This is a genomic window from Prevotella heparinolytica (genome assembly GCF_004342845.1).
Lineage (GTDB): Bacteria > Bacteroidota > Bacteroidia > Bacteroidales > Bacteroidaceae > Bacteroides > Bacteroides heparinolyticus.
The window spans coordinates 1-15,703 of sequence record NZ_SLXB01000003.1; the positions used below are offsets into that span (position 1 = coordinate 1).

At 41.8% G+C, this 15,703-nt stretch carries 14 protein-coding genes and 2 tRNA genes; 7 read left to right on the forward strand and 9 right to left on the reverse strand.

All coding sequences use genetic code 11. The annotated features are described in order from the left end of the window. The 3 genes from EV202_RS02445 to recF all read right to left on the reverse strand — a co-directional run. On the reverse strand, positions 1-347 hold a 347-nt coding region (locus tag EV202_RS02445), incomplete at its 3' end, for a transposase (RefSeq protein WP_131925199.1). 83 nt (positions 348-430) lie between these two features. Then, positions 431-721, reverse strand: a complete 291-nt coding sequence (locus EV202_RS02450; RefSeq protein ID WP_106070248.1) for a DUF721 domain-containing protein — start codon at positions 719-721, stop codon at positions 431-433. Next, positions 718-1,833 carry a DNA replication/repair protein RecF gene (recF, locus tag EV202_RS02455; protein ID WP_131925201.1) on the reverse strand — a complete coding sequence of 372 codons (1,116 nt, stop codon included), beginning with the start codon at positions 1,831-1,833 and terminating at the stop codon, positions 718-720. The genes EV202_RS02450 and recF overlap by 4 nt, the downstream gene beginning before the upstream one ends. 548 nt (positions 1,834-2,381) lie before the next feature. Between recF and EV202_RS02460 the strand changes: the two genes are divergently transcribed. The 5 genes from EV202_RS02460 to EV202_RS02480 all read left to right on the forward strand — a co-directional run bounded on the left by EV202_RS02460 (position 2,382) and on the right by EV202_RS02480 (position 5,150). Continuing rightward, positions 2,382-3,065: a tetratricopeptide repeat protein gene (locus EV202_RS02460; RefSeq protein WP_106070250.1), complete on the forward strand. Its 684-nt coding sequence runs from the start codon at positions 2,382-2,384 to the stop codon at positions 3,063-3,065. Between the two features lie 156 nt (positions 3,066-3,221). Then, on the forward strand, positions 3,222-3,716 hold the full coding sequence (gene ribH, locus EV202_RS02465; RefSeq protein WP_106070251.1) for a 6,7-dimethyl-8-ribityllumazine synthase: 495 nt from the start codon (positions 3,222-3,224) through the stop codon (positions 3,714-3,716). 73 nt (positions 3,717-3,789) lie between these two features. After that, positions 3,790-3,872: transfer RNA gene (locus EV202_RS02470), tRNA-Tyr, on the forward strand. 13 nt (positions 3,873-3,885) lie between these two features. Then, positions 3,886-3,958 (forward strand) — tRNA-Gly (locus EV202_RS02475). A 301-nt stretch (positions 3,959-4,259) separates the two neighbouring features. Next, entirely contained in the window at positions 4,260-5,150 is an 891-nt protein-coding gene (locus EV202_RS02480) for a YitT family protein (RefSeq protein ID WP_131925203.1), read from the forward strand. Here EV202_RS02480 and EV202_RS02485 read toward each other — a convergent pair. The 4 genes from EV202_RS02485 to truA form a co-directional block, all read right to left on the reverse strand. Beyond that, a complete protein-coding gene (locus EV202_RS02485; protein WP_131925423.1) occupies positions 5,137-5,784 on the reverse strand; it encodes a DUF3256 family protein in 648 nt (215 codons plus the stop codon). The two genes, EV202_RS02480 and EV202_RS02485, sit on opposite strands and share 14 nt — an antisense overlap. Before the next feature lie 83 nt (positions 5,785-5,867). Continuing rightward, positions 5,868-6,335, reverse strand: coding sequence for a GAF domain-containing protein (locus EV202_RS02490; RefSeq protein WP_131925205.1), 468 nt, complete (start codon positions 6,333-6,335; stop codon positions 5,868-5,870). A 10-nt stretch (positions 6,336-6,345) separates the two neighbouring features. After that, complete coding sequence (locus EV202_RS02495; protein ID WP_125240017.1) at positions 6,346-7,245, reverse strand: DMT family transporter; 900 nt, start codon at positions 7,243-7,245, stop codon at positions 6,346-6,348. 54 nt (positions 7,246-7,299) lie between these two features. Then, a complete protein-coding gene (gene truA / locus EV202_RS02500; RefSeq protein WP_131925207.1) occupies positions 7,300-8,055 on the reverse strand; it encodes a tRNA pseudouridine(38-40) synthase TruA in 756 nt (251 codons plus the stop codon). 147 nt (positions 8,056-8,202) lie between these two features. Between truA and EV202_RS02505 the strand changes: the two genes are divergently transcribed. After that, a complete protein-coding gene (locus EV202_RS02505; RefSeq protein WP_394364501.1) occupies positions 8,203-8,889 on the forward strand; it encodes a DUF5715 family protein in 687 nt (228 codons plus the stop codon). Positions 8,890-9,178: 289 nt separating this feature from the next. Here the strand turns inward: EV202_RS02505 and EV202_RS02510 are convergent, their stop codons facing one another. Next, positions 9,179-9,364 carry a hypothetical protein gene (locus tag EV202_RS02510; protein ID WP_131925209.1) on the reverse strand — a complete coding sequence of 62 codons (186 nt, stop codon included), beginning with the start codon at positions 9,362-9,364 and terminating at the stop codon, positions 9,179-9,181. A 438-nt stretch (positions 9,365-9,802) separates the two neighbouring features. Here EV202_RS02510 and EV202_RS02515 point away from each other — a divergent pair, with 438 nt between their 5' ends. Continuing rightward, complete coding sequence (locus EV202_RS02515; protein WP_131925211.1) at positions 9,803-13,744, forward strand: helix-turn-helix domain-containing protein; 3,942 nt, start codon at positions 9,803-9,805, stop codon at positions 13,742-13,744. 90 nt (positions 13,745-13,834) lie between these two features. Here the strand turns inward: EV202_RS02515 and EV202_RS02520 are convergent, their stop codons facing one another. Then, positions 13,835-15,622 carry a glycoside hydrolase family 2 protein gene (locus tag EV202_RS02520; protein WP_106070257.1) on the reverse strand — a complete coding sequence of 596 codons (1,788 nt, stop codon included), beginning with the start codon at positions 15,620-15,622 and terminating at the stop codon, positions 13,835-13,837. Positions 15,623-15,703 lie beyond the last annotated feature (81 nt).

Below are 15,703 nucleotides of genomic sequence, written 5' to 3' on the forward strand. Positions count from 1 at the left end.
TCAACCAAAATGTTACGGAAACGGCATACAGTTGTACTATCTGGAGCGCAGTCACCCAAGCCTAAACCGACAAAGCCACTGAAGGACAGACGGTCATTTACCTGCTCTTCGACCTCGCCGTCACTCAAGCCATACCATGTACCAAGAAGTTCGGTCTTGAACAACACAAGGCTGTCATAGCTTGGACGACCGGTGGGACGGTTGCCTTTGGTGTAAGCAATTTCAATAAGTCCACGAATGGGATTCCAGTCGATTATCTGATCGATTTGAAAGAAAAAGGTCTGTTTAACCTTACGATGACCAACTATTAGGTCAGCAAAACTCCGAGAAGAAGGACGTTGTTTCATACTATAAAGCTACAAAAATATGATGAAATGAACAAATCTTGAACAATGAGTTTTGCAGAGGTCTCAGATTTTGATTGCCGGCTTTATCGGAAGATGATATTGGTGATGACTTGTGCCCCCACATGATGGTTCAGATTGCGCACCAGCAATTCACGCCCCATCATCAACTCCTGACGGAGAGCTGCCGACGTGAGGTGCACATAAAGCACTTGGTTCTTGATGTAAAGTTCGCGGGTATAAGAGGCTACGGCACTCCCCAGCACCTCCGCCCACGCATTGATGAGCCGTTGTTCGTTGAGTGGCGAATCCAGACTCTCCTGCCTTAGAAAGTTGCGGATAAGCACACCTATCTGCTCGGCATTGTTCCGCTTCATACATCTTCCTCCCTCTTCATTTCGGACACTGCGCCCTTATCTACACTAAACATCCGGTAATCGCTGCCTACCTTATGCAGAATGCGGTCTAGATGTTCACGGTTGGTGTCCGTTATGAATATCTGTCCGAAGTTGTCGCCGGCAACCAGCTTGATGATTTGCTCCATACGCGAAGCATCCAGTTTGTCGAAGATGTCGTCCAGCAATAACAAGGGCTCGGTCGTACCGGTGCGCTTCAAGAAATCGAACTGTGCCAGCTTCAGGGCAACCAAATAAGTCTTGTTCTGTCCTTGCGAACCTTCCCGCTTGATTGGAAAATCTCCCAGAAACATACTCAATTCGTCCTTATGCACACCGCGCAATGAGTATCCCACTATTTGGTCGCGCGTGCGGCTATCTTTCAACACCTGCAACAAGGAGGCATCACGGGCATGCGAATCATAAGTCAGCCCTACCCGCTCCTTATCTTGAGAAATGAATGAATGAAAAGACTGGAAAATAGGAATAAACTCCCGAATAAACGCTTCCCGTTTCCTGAAAACCACTTCACCGGCTTGCGCCATCATCTCTTCCCATACAAGAAACAGCTCCTCCTCTACCGGCTGCTCGCTTTTCAGCAGCGTGTTTCGTTGCGCCAACGCTTTGTTGTAGCGTATCAATGCTTCAAGATATTCCCTGTCGTACTGCGAGATAACCACATCCATGAAACGACGGCGCTCGTCACTGCCCCCCCCTATCAACCCAGCATCAGCCGGAGACACCATGACCAAAGGCAAAAAACCGATATGATCCGACAGACGGGTGTATTCTTTCTTGTTCCGCTTGAACTGTTTCTTCCGGCTGCGCTTCATGCCGCAATAAATCTCTTCCGGCGTGCCGTCGCTCCCTTCATAAAATCCTTGAATAACGAAAAAGTCCGCATCATGACGGATGTTCTGGGAGTCGATGGGATTACCGGCACTCTTGCAAAACGACAGGAAGTAGATAGCATCAAGCAGATTGGTTTTCCCCATTCCGTTCTGTCCGAAAAAGCTGTTCAACTTAGGAGAAAAAGCCAGCTCCACCTCCTCCAAGTTTTTATAATTAAGTATCGATATGCGTTTCAGTATCATAGGGTGATGATGAGTTCAACTGCAAAGATAGCGTAATCCCAAAGCTGTACAAAATAAGTGTATCTGTTTTTAAGCGGAATTTAAACTTAGCTTTATAAAAAACAAAAGGGTTTTGCAACCTGAATCCGGGATAAGAAGCCGGTCGAGAGCCTCACCCGAAGGCTTGAGTCTTAAAGCCAAATCTCCTTGTTTATCAGACGCTTACCACTACCCTGTCAGAGACTTGTGTCTGTCAGCTTGAACACTTGCCTCTGTCACGACAAAGGATTGCAGTTGTCAAAGCAGGGGGAGGGAGGCCGGCGTAAAAAGGCGCTCTTATCTTCTGACCAATCGCTGCAAACCGGTGCATTCAGGAAATATCCTCCCGACAGGATGCAGCCCCTCGTCTTTAGCGAAAGCAACCGCCTGCCCCCGGACTCAGGTTTTTGTAAATTTTGAGATACATACTAAAAAAAGATGCCGCTAAATTTCGTTGATAGACATAAAAAACTTACTTTTGCGGGTCGAAACAGCTCTTTTCAGAATAATAACAAAAAAAATACATAGAAATGGCAGAACAGAAAAAAACGAATGACGCCTTAAACGTGGAAGACGCACTGACACAATCGGAGGCTTTTTTCATTAAGAACAAGAAAGCAATCATCGGTGCTGTAGCAGCAGTTATCATCGTTGTTGCGGGTGTGGTGATGTATAAAAATCTTTATGCGGCTCCCCGTGAAGAAAAAGCACAGGCTGCCCTATTCAAAGGACAGGAATATTTTGAAGCGGATGCTTATACACAAGCATTGAACGGCGACAGCATCGGTTATGCCGGTTTCATAAAAATAGCCGACCAATACAGCGGCACAAAAGCCGCCAACCTTGCAAAAGCCTATATGGGTATCTGCTATGCACAACTCGGCCAATACGATGAAGCGGTGAAAGCATTGGACAGCTTCGACGGAAACGACCTGATGGTAGCTCCGGCCATGATAGGAGCTATGGGCAATTGTTATGCACAACTCGGCCAAATGGACAAAGCCGCCTCCATGCTGTTGAAGGCAGCCGACAAAGCCGACAACAACTCACTTAGCCCTATCTATCTGCTGCAAGCGGGGGAAATTCTGGTAAAACAAGGCAAGTATGACGACGCCATCAAGGCCTACACCACTATTAAAGAGAAATACTTCCGCTCATACCAAGCCATGGATATCGACAGATATATCGAGCAAGCCAAATTGATGAAGAAATAATACACTTTTCAGTAAACTGATATTTCAGGCACGGATCACACGGAAAGCACGGAATAGTACAATTGCCGTGGAGTTCGTGTAGTCCGTGCCTCTTTTTTCTCATTCAAAGCACATTCATTCTCCTCCATTCTCTAATCATTAATTTTTTAAACAACTATGGCAACAGCTTTCCACAACCTTTCAGACTACGACTTCAACTCCGTGCCTAATGCGGAAAACATGAAATTCGGCATCGTTGTATCCGAATGGAACCATAACATTACAGGCGCCCTTTTAAAAGGAGCAATAGATACTTTGAAGAAACATGGCGTAAAAGATGAAAATATATTGGTAAAGATGGTTCCCGGCAGCTTCGAGCTGATATACGGCGCCAATCAATTTATCGAATATAGCGAAGTAGACGCCGTAATTGCACTTGGCTGTGTGGTCAGAGGAGATACTCCACACTTCGACTATGTCTGCATGGGTGCTACCCAAGGTATTGCCCAATTGAACGCAACCTGTGACATACCGGTGATTTACGGATTAATCACGACCAATACCATGGAGCAGGCCGAAGCTCGATGCGGTGGAAAATTAGGTAACAAGGGCGATGAATGCGCAATTACTGCAATAAAAATGATAGATTTTGCTTGGAGTTTCCAAAAATAGTAGTATCTTTGCACCGCAATTGAGAAACAAACCTACTCAATGAGAGAATTGAGATAGAATCTTAAAAGCAAAAGGGCAAATACCAGAGTGGCCAAATGGGGCAGACTGTAAATCTGCTGGCTTACGCCTTCGGTGGTTCGAATCCATCTTTGCCCACAAAAAAAATAATGCGGAAGTAGCTCAGTTGATAGAGCATTAGCCTTCCAAGCTGAGGGTCGCGGGTTTGAGTCCCGTCTTCCGCTCTCTCTGAAAATCAGGTAGTTATCGAAAGATTTCTATCTGATTTTTGTTTTTAATAATACGATGGAAGAGGTTGGTTGAAGTGGATAAGTTAAACCGGGAATTCAACCAAACAGAACTCTTTCTAACCACTCTATAAACTTAAAGAGCATCTGAAAAGTTAAATAGCCAAGAATAAGGAGAAAGCGCAAATTGTTTAGTCGGAAATTATTTCGTTTTCCGACATAAATGAATATTTTTGCAATAATTTTAAAGAATGGATGAGTATAAATAGACAGAAAGTTAGTTAGCCACCATAAGAGTATGAAAAAGATAGCAAGCATCCCCTTCCAACAGAACACCATGCGTGAGCTGAAGGATTATTTGATGATAACTTTGGGCATGATTATGTACGATATAGGATGGACGGCGTTCTTGCTTCCCAACGACATCACTACCGGCGGCGTACCCGGCATTGCATCCATCATCTATTTTGCAACCGGATTGCCCGTGCAATACAGTTACTTCAGCATCAATTTTATCTTGCTTTTGCTTTCCATATACATCATGGGATGGAAATTCAGCATCAAGACCATATTTGCCGTCTTCACGCTGACTTTCTTCCTTACAATCATCCAAAAGTTAGTGGCAGGCACAAATCTTCTCCACGACCAACCTTTCATGGCATGTGTCATCGGGGCATCTTTCTGTGGAGGAGGGGTCGGCATTGCTTTTTCCTACAATGGCAGTACAGGCGGTACGGATATCATCGCCGCCATCATCAACAAATACCGGGACATAACCTTGGGAAAGGTGATATTGATATGCGACCTCATCATTATCTCTTCCAGCTACTTTGTGTTACGCGACTGGGAGAAGGTGGTATATGGCTATGTCACCTTGTATATATGCAGTTTCGTAGTGGATCAGGTGGTGAACAGTGCCCGCCAATCCGTACAGTTCTTTATCATCAGCGATAAATATGAAGAGATAGCCAGACACATCAGCATACATCCGCACCGGGGAGCGACAGTCATCAATGCTTCGGGATTCTATACCGGACGTGAAGTAAAAATGCTCTTCATCCTTGCCAAGAAACGGGAGTCCGTCATTATTTTCCGACTGATAAAAGACATAGACCCCAATGCTTTCGTCTCGCAAAGTGCGGTCATAGGAGTCTATGGAAAAGGATTCGACACTATCAAGGTAAAATGAAACGCTCTTTCTTCCAACGATACACGATGGAGGAGCGAACAAACGGATTCAGTTTCTCTGCCGCCTCCTTATTCATGTAGTCCTTTGTGGCGAACGTAAACGTAAGTGTAACATCTTCGGCAGAAAGATCAGCTTTCAACAACAGCATATCGGCTTGACGCCGGGCTGCCTGATAGCTATAAATATCCACTGTGTCCGGAGCCTCGGAAACAAAATCCTCCATGCCGGGCAGTTGCGGCAGAAAAGACAAAGCCGGCAATTCTCGCCATTCGGTAGAATAAAACCTGATATGACTGTCGCAAGCCGGAGCACAGACGGTGGAAACCGCACAAATAATCTTCGTACCGTCGTCCATAGGCAGAAGTTTCATCTCCCAAGAGCTTTGCGAGGTCATCTTCACTTTGATATAATCGGAAGAAAGTGCCGTCATCTCCGATTTACTACCGAAACGATTGGTGACTTCGGCCTTCATCTTGCTTTCCAGAAAATCTATAAAGTCTGCGCGGTTCACAGCAGAAAGCAACGGACACAAGGAGTCGGGCATGTTCTTAAAAAAGACTTTGGCTTCTTGAGCTTGCAAGGAAACAAATCCAAGGAAAAACAGACATATAAAAACACTTAACCTCTTTTTCATCATTCAAATATCTTATTATTTCATTGTACCAGGCGGTCACAACCGGTTTTTCCTCCGACACTCTTTTCAGGTTGCGTGTGGGCTCAAAGCAGGGAACCTATCTCTTCAAGGAAACGGGCATCTGTTTCATCAAAGCTATCCGTACGCTCACTGTCAATATCAAGTACACCCCATACGGTGTCTCCTCTCTTGAGAGGAACAACTATTTCGGAACGGGATAAAGAACAGCAAGCAATGTGTCCGGGAAAGGCGTCGACATCGGGCACCACCAACGTTTCCTTCCTCTCCCAAGCCGTGCCACACACTCCGCGTCCTTTCCTGATGCGCGTGCAGGCTATCGGTCCTTGAAAAGGTCCTAACACCAATTCATCGCCCTCCGCCAAGTAAAAACCTACCCAGAAAAAACAAAAAGTCTCTTTTAAAGCGGCCGATACATTGGCCAAATTGGCTATAAGGTCGTCTTCGCCCGACACCAAGCTCTTTATCTGCGGAAGCAAAGCGCGATACTTTTCCTCCTTACTTCCATTATCTATATACAAGTCTTCTGCCATCTGTGTTTACTTATTTACTCCCCAAATATAGGAAGAACATTCCAATCAACACTAAGATGAGGTCGACAGCCTTACTTTTTAAATTCTTTTCACGGAAGAAAAGCGCACCGAAAAGGAAAGAAACCACCACGCTACCGCGACGAACCATGGAAACGATGGAAATCATGGAATCTTCGTAGCTCAGGGCATAAAAATAAACAAAATCTGCCGCACAAAGAAAGATGGAAATGCAGATAATCGTCCACTCCCAACGAAACGGGGTACTTTCCTTTCGCCGGGGATACCACAGCAACAGGATGACGGGACACATGATAAATACCTGATAGACATTGTACCAAGACTGAACCAACATCGGATTGAGGTGCTTCATCAGATATTTGTCATATAATCCGCTGACAGCACCCGTCACAGCAGCAAGCACAATAAAAAGAATCCACTTATTGTGCCTGAAGTCGATGCCTTCTTTCTTGCCCGAACGGCTCAGCATGAAGAAGGAAAGCACTGCAAGCATCACCCCGATCCATTGATAAAGGTTCAGCCGCTCGCCAAACACCAGCATGGCGCCGACAAGCACCATCACCGGACGGGTGGCGTTTATGGGTCCCACGATGGTCAACGGCAAATGTTTCATCCCGAAATAGCCGAATATCCAAGAAGAAAGCACAATGAACGATTTTATCACGATGAGCTTGTGCACTTCCCATCCCGCCACGGGGACATTGAACATCGTACCTTCAAGCACGGCAGGAGCAAAGGCCGAAATCAGGATAAAGGGAAGAAAGACAAGACTTGAGAATATCGTATTCAGGAACAGTACCGGCAACACGGCATTGTCGCGAAGCGACTGCTTTTTGAAAGCATCATAAAATCCCAGCAAAGCCGCCGAGAGAAAGGCAAGCAATAACCACATCGGTTTATTTACAATTTAATGATTTACAATACACTAACCACGAGTCCCTATCCGTTAATCACTAACAAAAATTTCTTCCGGATAGGCAACATCCACCAGAAACAGCGCATTCCCGGGAACGGAAGTCCCTGCCCGGCAGCGATCGCGTTGCTCGATGACCTGCCTGAAACCTTCGACGGAGAGTTTGCCCCGTCCCACTTCAAGTAGCGTCCCTACAATGGCACGCACCATGTTGCGCAGGAAACGGTCGGCCCTGACGGTGAAAACCCACGTTGCTTCATCCTGCTGCGTCCACCCGGCCTGCATGATGCGGCAGTTGTTGGTTTTTACATCAGTATGCAACTTGCTGAAACTGGTAAAGTCGGTATAGTCAAACAAGATTTGCGCCGCTTCATTCATCCGTTCAAAATCGGGTGTCTGAAACAGGCGGCAGCGATATTGGCGGTTGAAGGGAATCTTGACCGTAGTGACATAATATCGATATGTGCGCGCCGTCGCGTCAAAACGGGCATGTGCATCCGGTTTCACGGCACGCAGCCGATAGACGGAAATGTCAGGAGGAAGAAGCCGATTCAGCTTGTCGGCCATAAGAACGGTGTCCAAAGGAGCATCGCTGTCGAAGTGGGCCACCATCAGCGAAGCATGCACTCCGGCATCCGTACGCCCCGCGCCTACCACGTCGACTTCCCGGCGCAACAAGGTGGAAAGCGCCTTCATCAGACACGCTTGCACGCTTGTCCCGTTGGGTTGGATTTGCCAACCGTGATAGGCTGTGCCGTCATAAGCTAAGTATATAAAATATCGTTGCACGTTTCCCTCTGCTTTCTATGAATCCGCTGCAAAGGTACAAAAAGAGACGAAAAAAAGACGCAATCCATTCCCGGAGTTTCAATGGTTTGCTATATCTTTGCCCGGAATTTCCATCACAAGTCACACAAACCCATATCATAAATAAGAATGAAAATACAGCATAAAAAACGTTTTATACCTATTTTGCTACTTGCCGGACTGGCTGCCACATGCACGCTTGCCGGCTGCAAAAAGAAAGACATGTCGCTCAAGCCGAACCAGCCACGCAACATTCGGGGAGTCATCAGCTACAAACGTTCTTTCGGCGATTTGAACGAGAAGCACCTCAATGTGGCTCAAGCACTCGGCATATCGCCGATTTCTTCGCGCGAAGAAGCGGAAAGGATAAAAGGGAAACTGCAACTCATCACCACGAATGAGCTGTATGCTGTGGATTCACTGACGCACTCCCTTCCTTATCTCATTCCGGAAGCGGCAAGCCTGCTGGACACTATCGGCAGCAACTTTCTCGACTCTCTGGTCTCCAAAGGGTTAAACCCGAATAAGGTAGTGGTAACATCCGTACTTCGCACGAAAGAGGACGTCAAACGCTTGCGCCGCCGCAACGGTAATGCCTCCGAAAACTCCGCCCATTTCTACGGCACCACGTTCGATGTCAGTTGGAAGCGTTTCCAAAAAGTGGAGGATGAAGACGGACGTCCCTTGCAGGATGTCAGTCCGGATACTTTGAAGCTGGTACTGTCCGAGGTGTTGAGAGACTTAAAACAGGCGGAGAAGTGTTATGTCAAATATGAGTTGAAGCAAGGGTGTTTTCACATCACCGCCAGACAGTGAGCATAAGGAAACAATCCGTTTATTTTACAAAAAGAGTTTTTTAGCACAAGGGGAGAAGAAGCGTTACTAAAAAGCTCTCCATTTTTACTAAAAATTGAGCCGATTTTTAGTAAAAATCCATCGGGAAATTAGTAAAAATCGGAGCCGTTTTTAGCAAGAACATAGCAGGCTGATTATCAACGGTTTAAAAGAAGCGTTTTATTGAAAGGAATTCAGCAAGCTACAAGTTATAAATATTTACAGGTTATTCCACACTTCCGGTAGACATGCAGTCACATCGCCAATCAGTCTATATCAACGAGAGAGACAAAACTTGTATCGTCTGCATCCGGTGCTGCCATGTCTTCGGGCACGGAACCGGTATAATGGATTGATTATCCAACAGTACATGTAATATCAGCAATCCGAATCCCGCTTCGCTTTCCAACAGATTATAGTCTGTCTCCAACTTCTCTATTTCTTTGTTAAGCTCCATATCCTGCAGTTGACTCAACTACAAAAGTTTTGTCCTTCTCAAATAAGACAGTCCTCTTTTGAACCAGAGTTCAATATAATTTTAGCACATTTTAAGTTGCCGTCATTTATGTAACTCACATCAACAAAATTACCGGTAGCCAAGTACGCCGATATAGCATATATTAGAAACTAACAGGCTAAAACTCCCCGAGTATCTTTGCCTCTCATAATATGTTGAGAAATCATCTACCATATATGGATAACTCAATAGATACCACAACCAGAGTCCTTTTAAACTCCAAATGCTTTTTGCTTTTTAAGACTCTAAATAACAGGTTAACAATATAAATTAGTAGATTTGTTTCTTATAAGAAACAGCATCTTAGCAGAAACCCAAAGAAATACAGGTGTGATAAGGAAGACTATCTTAATGTGTAATATTTTAGCTGAGCGCCCTATGAAAAATATCAATAAAAATATCTTCGTGCCATTGTGTATTTTGCTGTCTTGTTCATTTTATGGAATGGCACAAAACATCAAATCTTTTGATTTTAAAGGAAATCTTTTCTATAATACAATTACTTCTATTGAACAAGACACATTAGGGTTTATGTGGTTAGGATTGGATAACGGTGTCTTTCTTTTTGATGGTTATTCTCTTCAGCCATTAACCCATTCAATGATAAGCGATCATTATGTTAATTTCTTAAGCCACAGAAAGACGACATTGTATATAGGAACTAATGAAGGACTTTATGCCTACGACTATATAAATAACCAATGTGAACTTTGTTCGCCGTTATTGGAGTCCCAGAATATCATAGCTTATCAGTATAACGGCGATTATCAAATCGTTGCTACAGACAGAGAAATTTTCCTCTTTAATTATAACTGGAAATTCATCCGCAAAATAACCATATATAAAGAATCACTGAATAATCATATTACTTCTATGGTGATTTATGGAAATCAAAAAATCTTATTAGGCACAGAATCCGGACTGGTAATCATTCATATTGGTAATGACGGCAAAACGAAAATCGACACTTTATATAGTGGAGATAAAATTGTTCAATTATTTATTGATAGCCGTAAGAAACTATGGATATGCCGTGGTGAAGAAATATTATATAGCAACATAGATGCTTTGGATTCTGTGGGAGTATCAGGATTTAATCATATCGCCTATAATCACGAAGTTATCTCCTTCTTTGAATACGCGAACCAAGTGTGGGTAGGAACCAGAGGATATGGTATTTCCATATACGAATATGACCATAGCGGAAAGGTAACCTTAAAAAATAAATTATTAATAGATAAATCAGGAGATAACGAGCTGAAAAACACTATCAATAAAATCTATAAAGACAAGAAATCCAGAATCTGGATATGTACATTAGAGGGGGTATACTTATACAATGATGAATCCTCTAATTTTCATGTCATCAAGTATAGCAAAGACAGAAAGGATGTTCCCTCCAGCAATATTATTTCTTCCATATACTGTGATGCCAATTACTTATGGTTAGCCACATCCAATGGAATTAATAAAATTAAATGGAACAATAAGAATGACTACACTATTACGCAATATGTTGACCGAAGAAATACAAATGATATAATTGCAGGTAATAAAATCCAGTGCATCACCAAAATAAAAGAGCAAAAATTTCTGATTAGCACGAAAAACGCCATCAAATTTTTTGATTCGGAAAGATGCCTTTTTTACGACGACCAATCACTGAATGCTGCTTTAGAACAATATGGAATGCGATATGTACGTTCCATATTCAAGGACTATTACAATAATATCTGGCTTGCATTCTCCGAAGGCGGAGTTGGCTGCATTAATGCTTCAACCGGCAAATTCACCAGATTAGGCTATCCTGAGAAGGTGAAAGGCAAGCACAGAGCCATTTGCAGGGATAGTAATGGAGACATTTGGCTTTCATCCGACAATGACGGATTATATCGTCTGCAAGTAGATGATGATTTGAAAGTTGTAAGTACAAAGTTATATCATAGAAATATGTTTGGTGGTTCATGGATAACGGCTATATACATAGACCATCAAAAAAGAATATGGGCCGGAACAGCAAACGGATTATATAGATACAACATTGAGCAAGATAAGTTTACAAGATTAGAATTCCCATATTCAAGAAAAAGTTCCTATATTGGATCCATTATACAGGATAACATGGAAAACATATGGGCGGTTAGTTTACATGGTATTTATAAGATCAATATAGAAGATTTGATTGTTTATTATGAATTGAATGTAAATCAAAATATCATAAAGACTTGGTATATTTTAGGAACATGCGTCAACCGCAATGGAGTAATATTTATAGGAGGAGTAAATGGACTCAACTTTTTTAATCCTACTCAATTGACACCAGACACCTATCCGCATAATGTCTATATATCCAGTATAAAGATTCTGAATAAAGATAACTTTTCCGATGAAAAGCAAAACCCCTTACACGAGATTAATAATTCCGGTAAGTTGGCATTATCGTATAAAGACACTCAATTTTCCATGTCTTTCAGTTCTCTCTATTATAAAGATCCGACAAAGATAGAGTATGCCTATATGTTAGAGGGCTTCGATAAAGATTGGATTATTACAGATGCATCAAGAAATAGTGCTTCTTATTCTAATTTAACTCCCGGCACATACATTTTTAAAGTAAAATCAACTAATGCTTCAGGAATTTGGATGGACAATATACGGACTGTTGAAATCGTTGTGGGAAAGGCTCCATGGAGAACCTGGTGGGCCTACTCCATATATGTTACCGTAGTTGTAGGCATCTTACTATTAGTTGTCCGAAACTTTAATTTAGGTTCAAGATTGAAGCATAAGGATGCTTTATCTAAGTGGAAATTGGATTATTACACCCGTTTGTCATATGGCTTTAAAGTACCATTAACCCTGATTTATGCACCTTTACAATATTTACTGAAAAACTATGACCAGTTGACAATTTCAGATATTAAGCACATGCTACATATAATGTCAGGCAATGTATTCAAATTATCGGAACAAGTATCGAAGTTGATGGAGTTCAAAAAAGTATCTTTGGGAGAATATGACGTACAGCTATCAGAAGTGGATGCTATTCCTGTTATCCAAGGAATTTATGATTTATTTATAGATGAATTTGCCACTAAACATATAACTCACTCAATAGAAGGGAACGTGACTTCTATTACAACTATCATAGACATAACCAAGATAGAAGTAGCTCTCTATAATATCATGGAAGATGCTATCTCTTATATAACAGATGACGGTAGAATTGAAGTGAAATATATGCTTGACTCACATGATTACAAACTGAACGTAAGTATCATTGCATCGCGAAATGGAGAAGGCGAATCTAATATAAAAGAGTTAAACACTCGTTTTCTAATTGCATATGATTATCTGAAAGTGCATCATAGTGAATTATCCATACGCAATATTGAAGGCAGCCAGATGAGAGAATATACTTTCGGCTTACTATTAGGAGGCTCACATTATAGTGCAAGAGAAATGAAAACATTGGATAGAGCGCAATCTGTATCGCTGCTATTACCTGTAACTATTCAAAAAGACAGGACTGTAGATGAATTGAGTCTTGATTCGGATAAAAATCTGCCAATGATTTACCTGTACGAGGGAGACAAAGATATAGACCTTTTCATAAAGTCTGTTTTCCAAGATAAATTTAACGTATCGCTAAAGACAGCTTCCACCGACATAAAGCACATGCTCGACAGAGTCCCCTCTTTAGTTATTTTTGATGTTGTGAAAGAGGACGACTATAAATTTGAGTTATGCCGCAAAATGAAAGAATACCAGATACTATCAGCAATACCCGTCATTTTCATTTCATCGATCCTTTCTGAAATAACAGAACAGAAAGCATATGAAGCGGGGGCTGATATGTTTATTGTAAAACCCTTCAATGTAGCCAGTCTGGATGTAAGAATAAAACAGTTACTTGATGTACGTACGGCAATCAAAGAGAACATTCGAAAAGAGTTGATTATAGACCCTAAAGAAGTACTTATTACATCAGATGATGACAAATTCGTTGCCAATATCATCAACGTTATAGAAGACAACATGGCAGATGTTGAGTTTAACATTGATAAATTGGCCGGTTTGCTAAATATAAGTCGTTCTACCTTATATAGAAGAGCTATAGAAATTACAAATTTGTCGCCAAGTGATTTGATCAGGAAAAGACGCATGCGACGAGCGGCAGAGTTGTTGAAACAGACTTCTTATCCCGTCTCAGAAATATGTTACATGGTTGGATATTCAGATCAACGCTATTTCGGACAGAGCTTTAAGAAAGAGTTTGGTTTAACTCCGAAACAATATTCTCTGCAAAAAAAGATATAGGAATAGAATTGCTTTTGGGCAAAGTTTACAGATACACTAATTGCCTCAGCAAGGTAAGCATATGGATATTCATTATGAAACATCTAGGGATTAATGTTTTCTAAAAAAATCATTTATTATATACCAGGCTTTTTTACGATATCCTTGATCTGAGATTAACCCTTTCCGGTTCCAACCATTTTGATTGAGTGGATGAAAACGATAAGGAGAACGAAAATCAAATAAAATCCAAGGGGCTATACCTGCCAAGTTAGGAATAGAAACAAACATTTCTAAATTATCCTTATAAAGCTGTTCCTGATATTCTTCACTCCATGAACTCGCTACCGTAGCATCTCCATGCCGGCCATATAATGCCTCTCCACCAAATTCGGAAATAAAAAGCGGTTTATCGGGACAGATATTCCAGCTAATTTCAGACGGTTTTAGTGGCCAAGGATGATACCATCCCATGTATTTATTGATAGATATAACATCCAAATATTCCGTAAGTGTATCCTCCAACTCAAATGTGCTGGTATCATTATTCCACTTCACCTTATCAAAAGCAGCAGTAAGAAGCCTGGTGGTATCCATCTTTTGACAATTATTTATAATTTCTCTCAGAAAACTGTCGCGCGGTTTGGATGGGCTTGTTTCATTAGCAATCCCCCAAAAAGTTAAAGCACATCTGTTCCTATCTCTCATTACCATTTCAGAATGCATGGCCAATGCCTTCCGCAAAGTTGCTTTACTATTGAAATCTATATTTTGCCAAAGTGGTATTTCTTCCCAAAGCATGAAACCCATTTTTTCGGCCAGTCTTACGATATACTCATTTTGAGGATAATGTGCCAGCCGTATCAGATTAGCTCCCAATGTCTTCGCTTCGGACAGCAGAGCTACCGCATCTTGTTGAGAGAAAGCCCTGCCTTGCCTTTGGGCTATTTCTTCATGAAAGTTGATACCTTTCATAAAGACAGGATTACCGTTCAGGTAAATATGTTTCCCTTTGACATAAAGATTCCTAAATCCAATCTCCTCCTCAATAGTATCGTTACGGGTAGCCAACTGGACCAAATACAAATGAGGTGTTTGCGGTGACCAGCGCTGCAACCGTTTAACTTTCATGGAGGTTTGAGCCATACCTGTACTATCTGTACTCAACTGCCAGAATACATTCAAAGCGGGAATAGCAATTCGGATATTTTCATTTACACGCTTTTCAGAAAGCTGTACTTTGACATGAATCAAATCCGGTTTATATTTGTCTAATTGTATAAAATAATGGTCAATATAAACTTGAGGAGTTTTCACAATCATAACATCTCGAGTAATGCCACCATAGTTCCACCAGTCATAGAGCAAAGCCGGTATTGCATCTTTATTTCTACTGTTATCAACCTCCAATACAAGAAAATTATTCCCAGAAACAATATGGTCTGTTATATTTATCTGAAAAGGAGTGAATCCTCCTTCATGTGCACCTATTTTTGTGCCATTCAGATATACAGTACTTCGGTAATTTACTGCTCCGAAATATAGAAATATATTTTCGTCAGAACTCCTTTGTACGCTGAAATACTTTGCATACCACACAGTTCCTTCATAGTATTTTAATTCCGGACATTGAGAATTCCAGTCACCCGGCACATTAAGGCGCAGTCCTCCCTCAAAAGCATATTCTTTGAAATCGAATTTGCCTTTTAGAGGCTTATCTTTATAGATAGAATCTTTATGCCCATGCAGATAAGGGTCTATGATTACATCCCATTTCCCGTTCAATAGGGAATATTTCCGGCCATATACGTTTGTCATAGCAAATTGGGCACGTACAATCTGTGCCTGATTACAGCAAAACCATAATAGCAAAAATAAACAAGCCAATCTCTTTTTCATGGTAGTTGTTAAGTGTTGTTTATGAATAATTAGATTGCCCCAACCGTTCTACCCATATTCTTATACAATTGACCGAAATAC

Bases quoted from the DNA above. Each gene is read 5' to 3' on its own strand.
- EV202_RS02450 (WP_106070248.1), bottom strand. From the start codon at position 721: ATGAAGCGGAACAATGCCGAGCAGATAGGTGTGCTTATCCGCAACTTT.
- recF (WP_131925201.1), bottom strand. From the start codon at position 1,833: ATGATACTGAAACGCATATCGATACTTAATTATAAAAACTTGGAGGAG.
- EV202_RS02460 (WP_106070250.1), top strand. From the start codon at position 2,382: ATGGCAGAACAGAAAAAAACGAATGACGCCTTAAACGTGGAAGACGCA.
- ribH (WP_106070251.1), top strand. From the start codon at position 3,222: ATGGCAACAGCTTTCCACAACCTTTCAGACTACGACTTCAACTCCGTG.
- EV202_RS02480 (WP_131925203.1), top strand. From the start codon at position 4,260: ATGAAAAAGATAGCAAGCATCCCCTTCCAACAGAACACCATGCGTGAG.
- EV202_RS02485 (WP_131925423.1), bottom strand. From the start codon at position 5,784: ATGAAAAAGAGGTTAAGTGTTTTTATATGTCTGTTTTTCCTTGGATTT.
- EV202_RS02490 (WP_131925205.1), bottom strand. From the start codon at position 6,335: ATGGCAGAAGACTTGTATATAGATAATGGAAGTAAGGAGGAAAAGTAT.
- EV202_RS02495 (WP_125240017.1), bottom strand. From the start codon at position 7,245: ATGTGGTTATTGCTTGCCTTTCTCTCGGCGGCTTTGCTGGGATTTTAT.
- EV202_RS02505 (WP_394364501.1), top strand. From the start codon at position 8,203: ATGAAAATACAGCATAAAAAACGTTTTATACCTATTTTGCTACTTGCC.
- EV202_RS02510 (WP_131925209.1), bottom strand. From the start codon at position 9,364: ATGGAGCTTAACAAAGAAATAGAGAAGTTGGAGACAGACTATAATCTG.
- EV202_RS02515 (WP_131925211.1), top strand. From the start codon at position 9,803: ATGAAAAATATCAATAAAAATATCTTCGTGCCATTGTGTATTTTGCTG.
- EV202_RS02520 (WP_106070257.1), bottom strand. From the start codon at position 15,622: ATGAAAAAGAGATTGGCTTGTTTATTTTTGCTATTATGGTTTTGCTGT.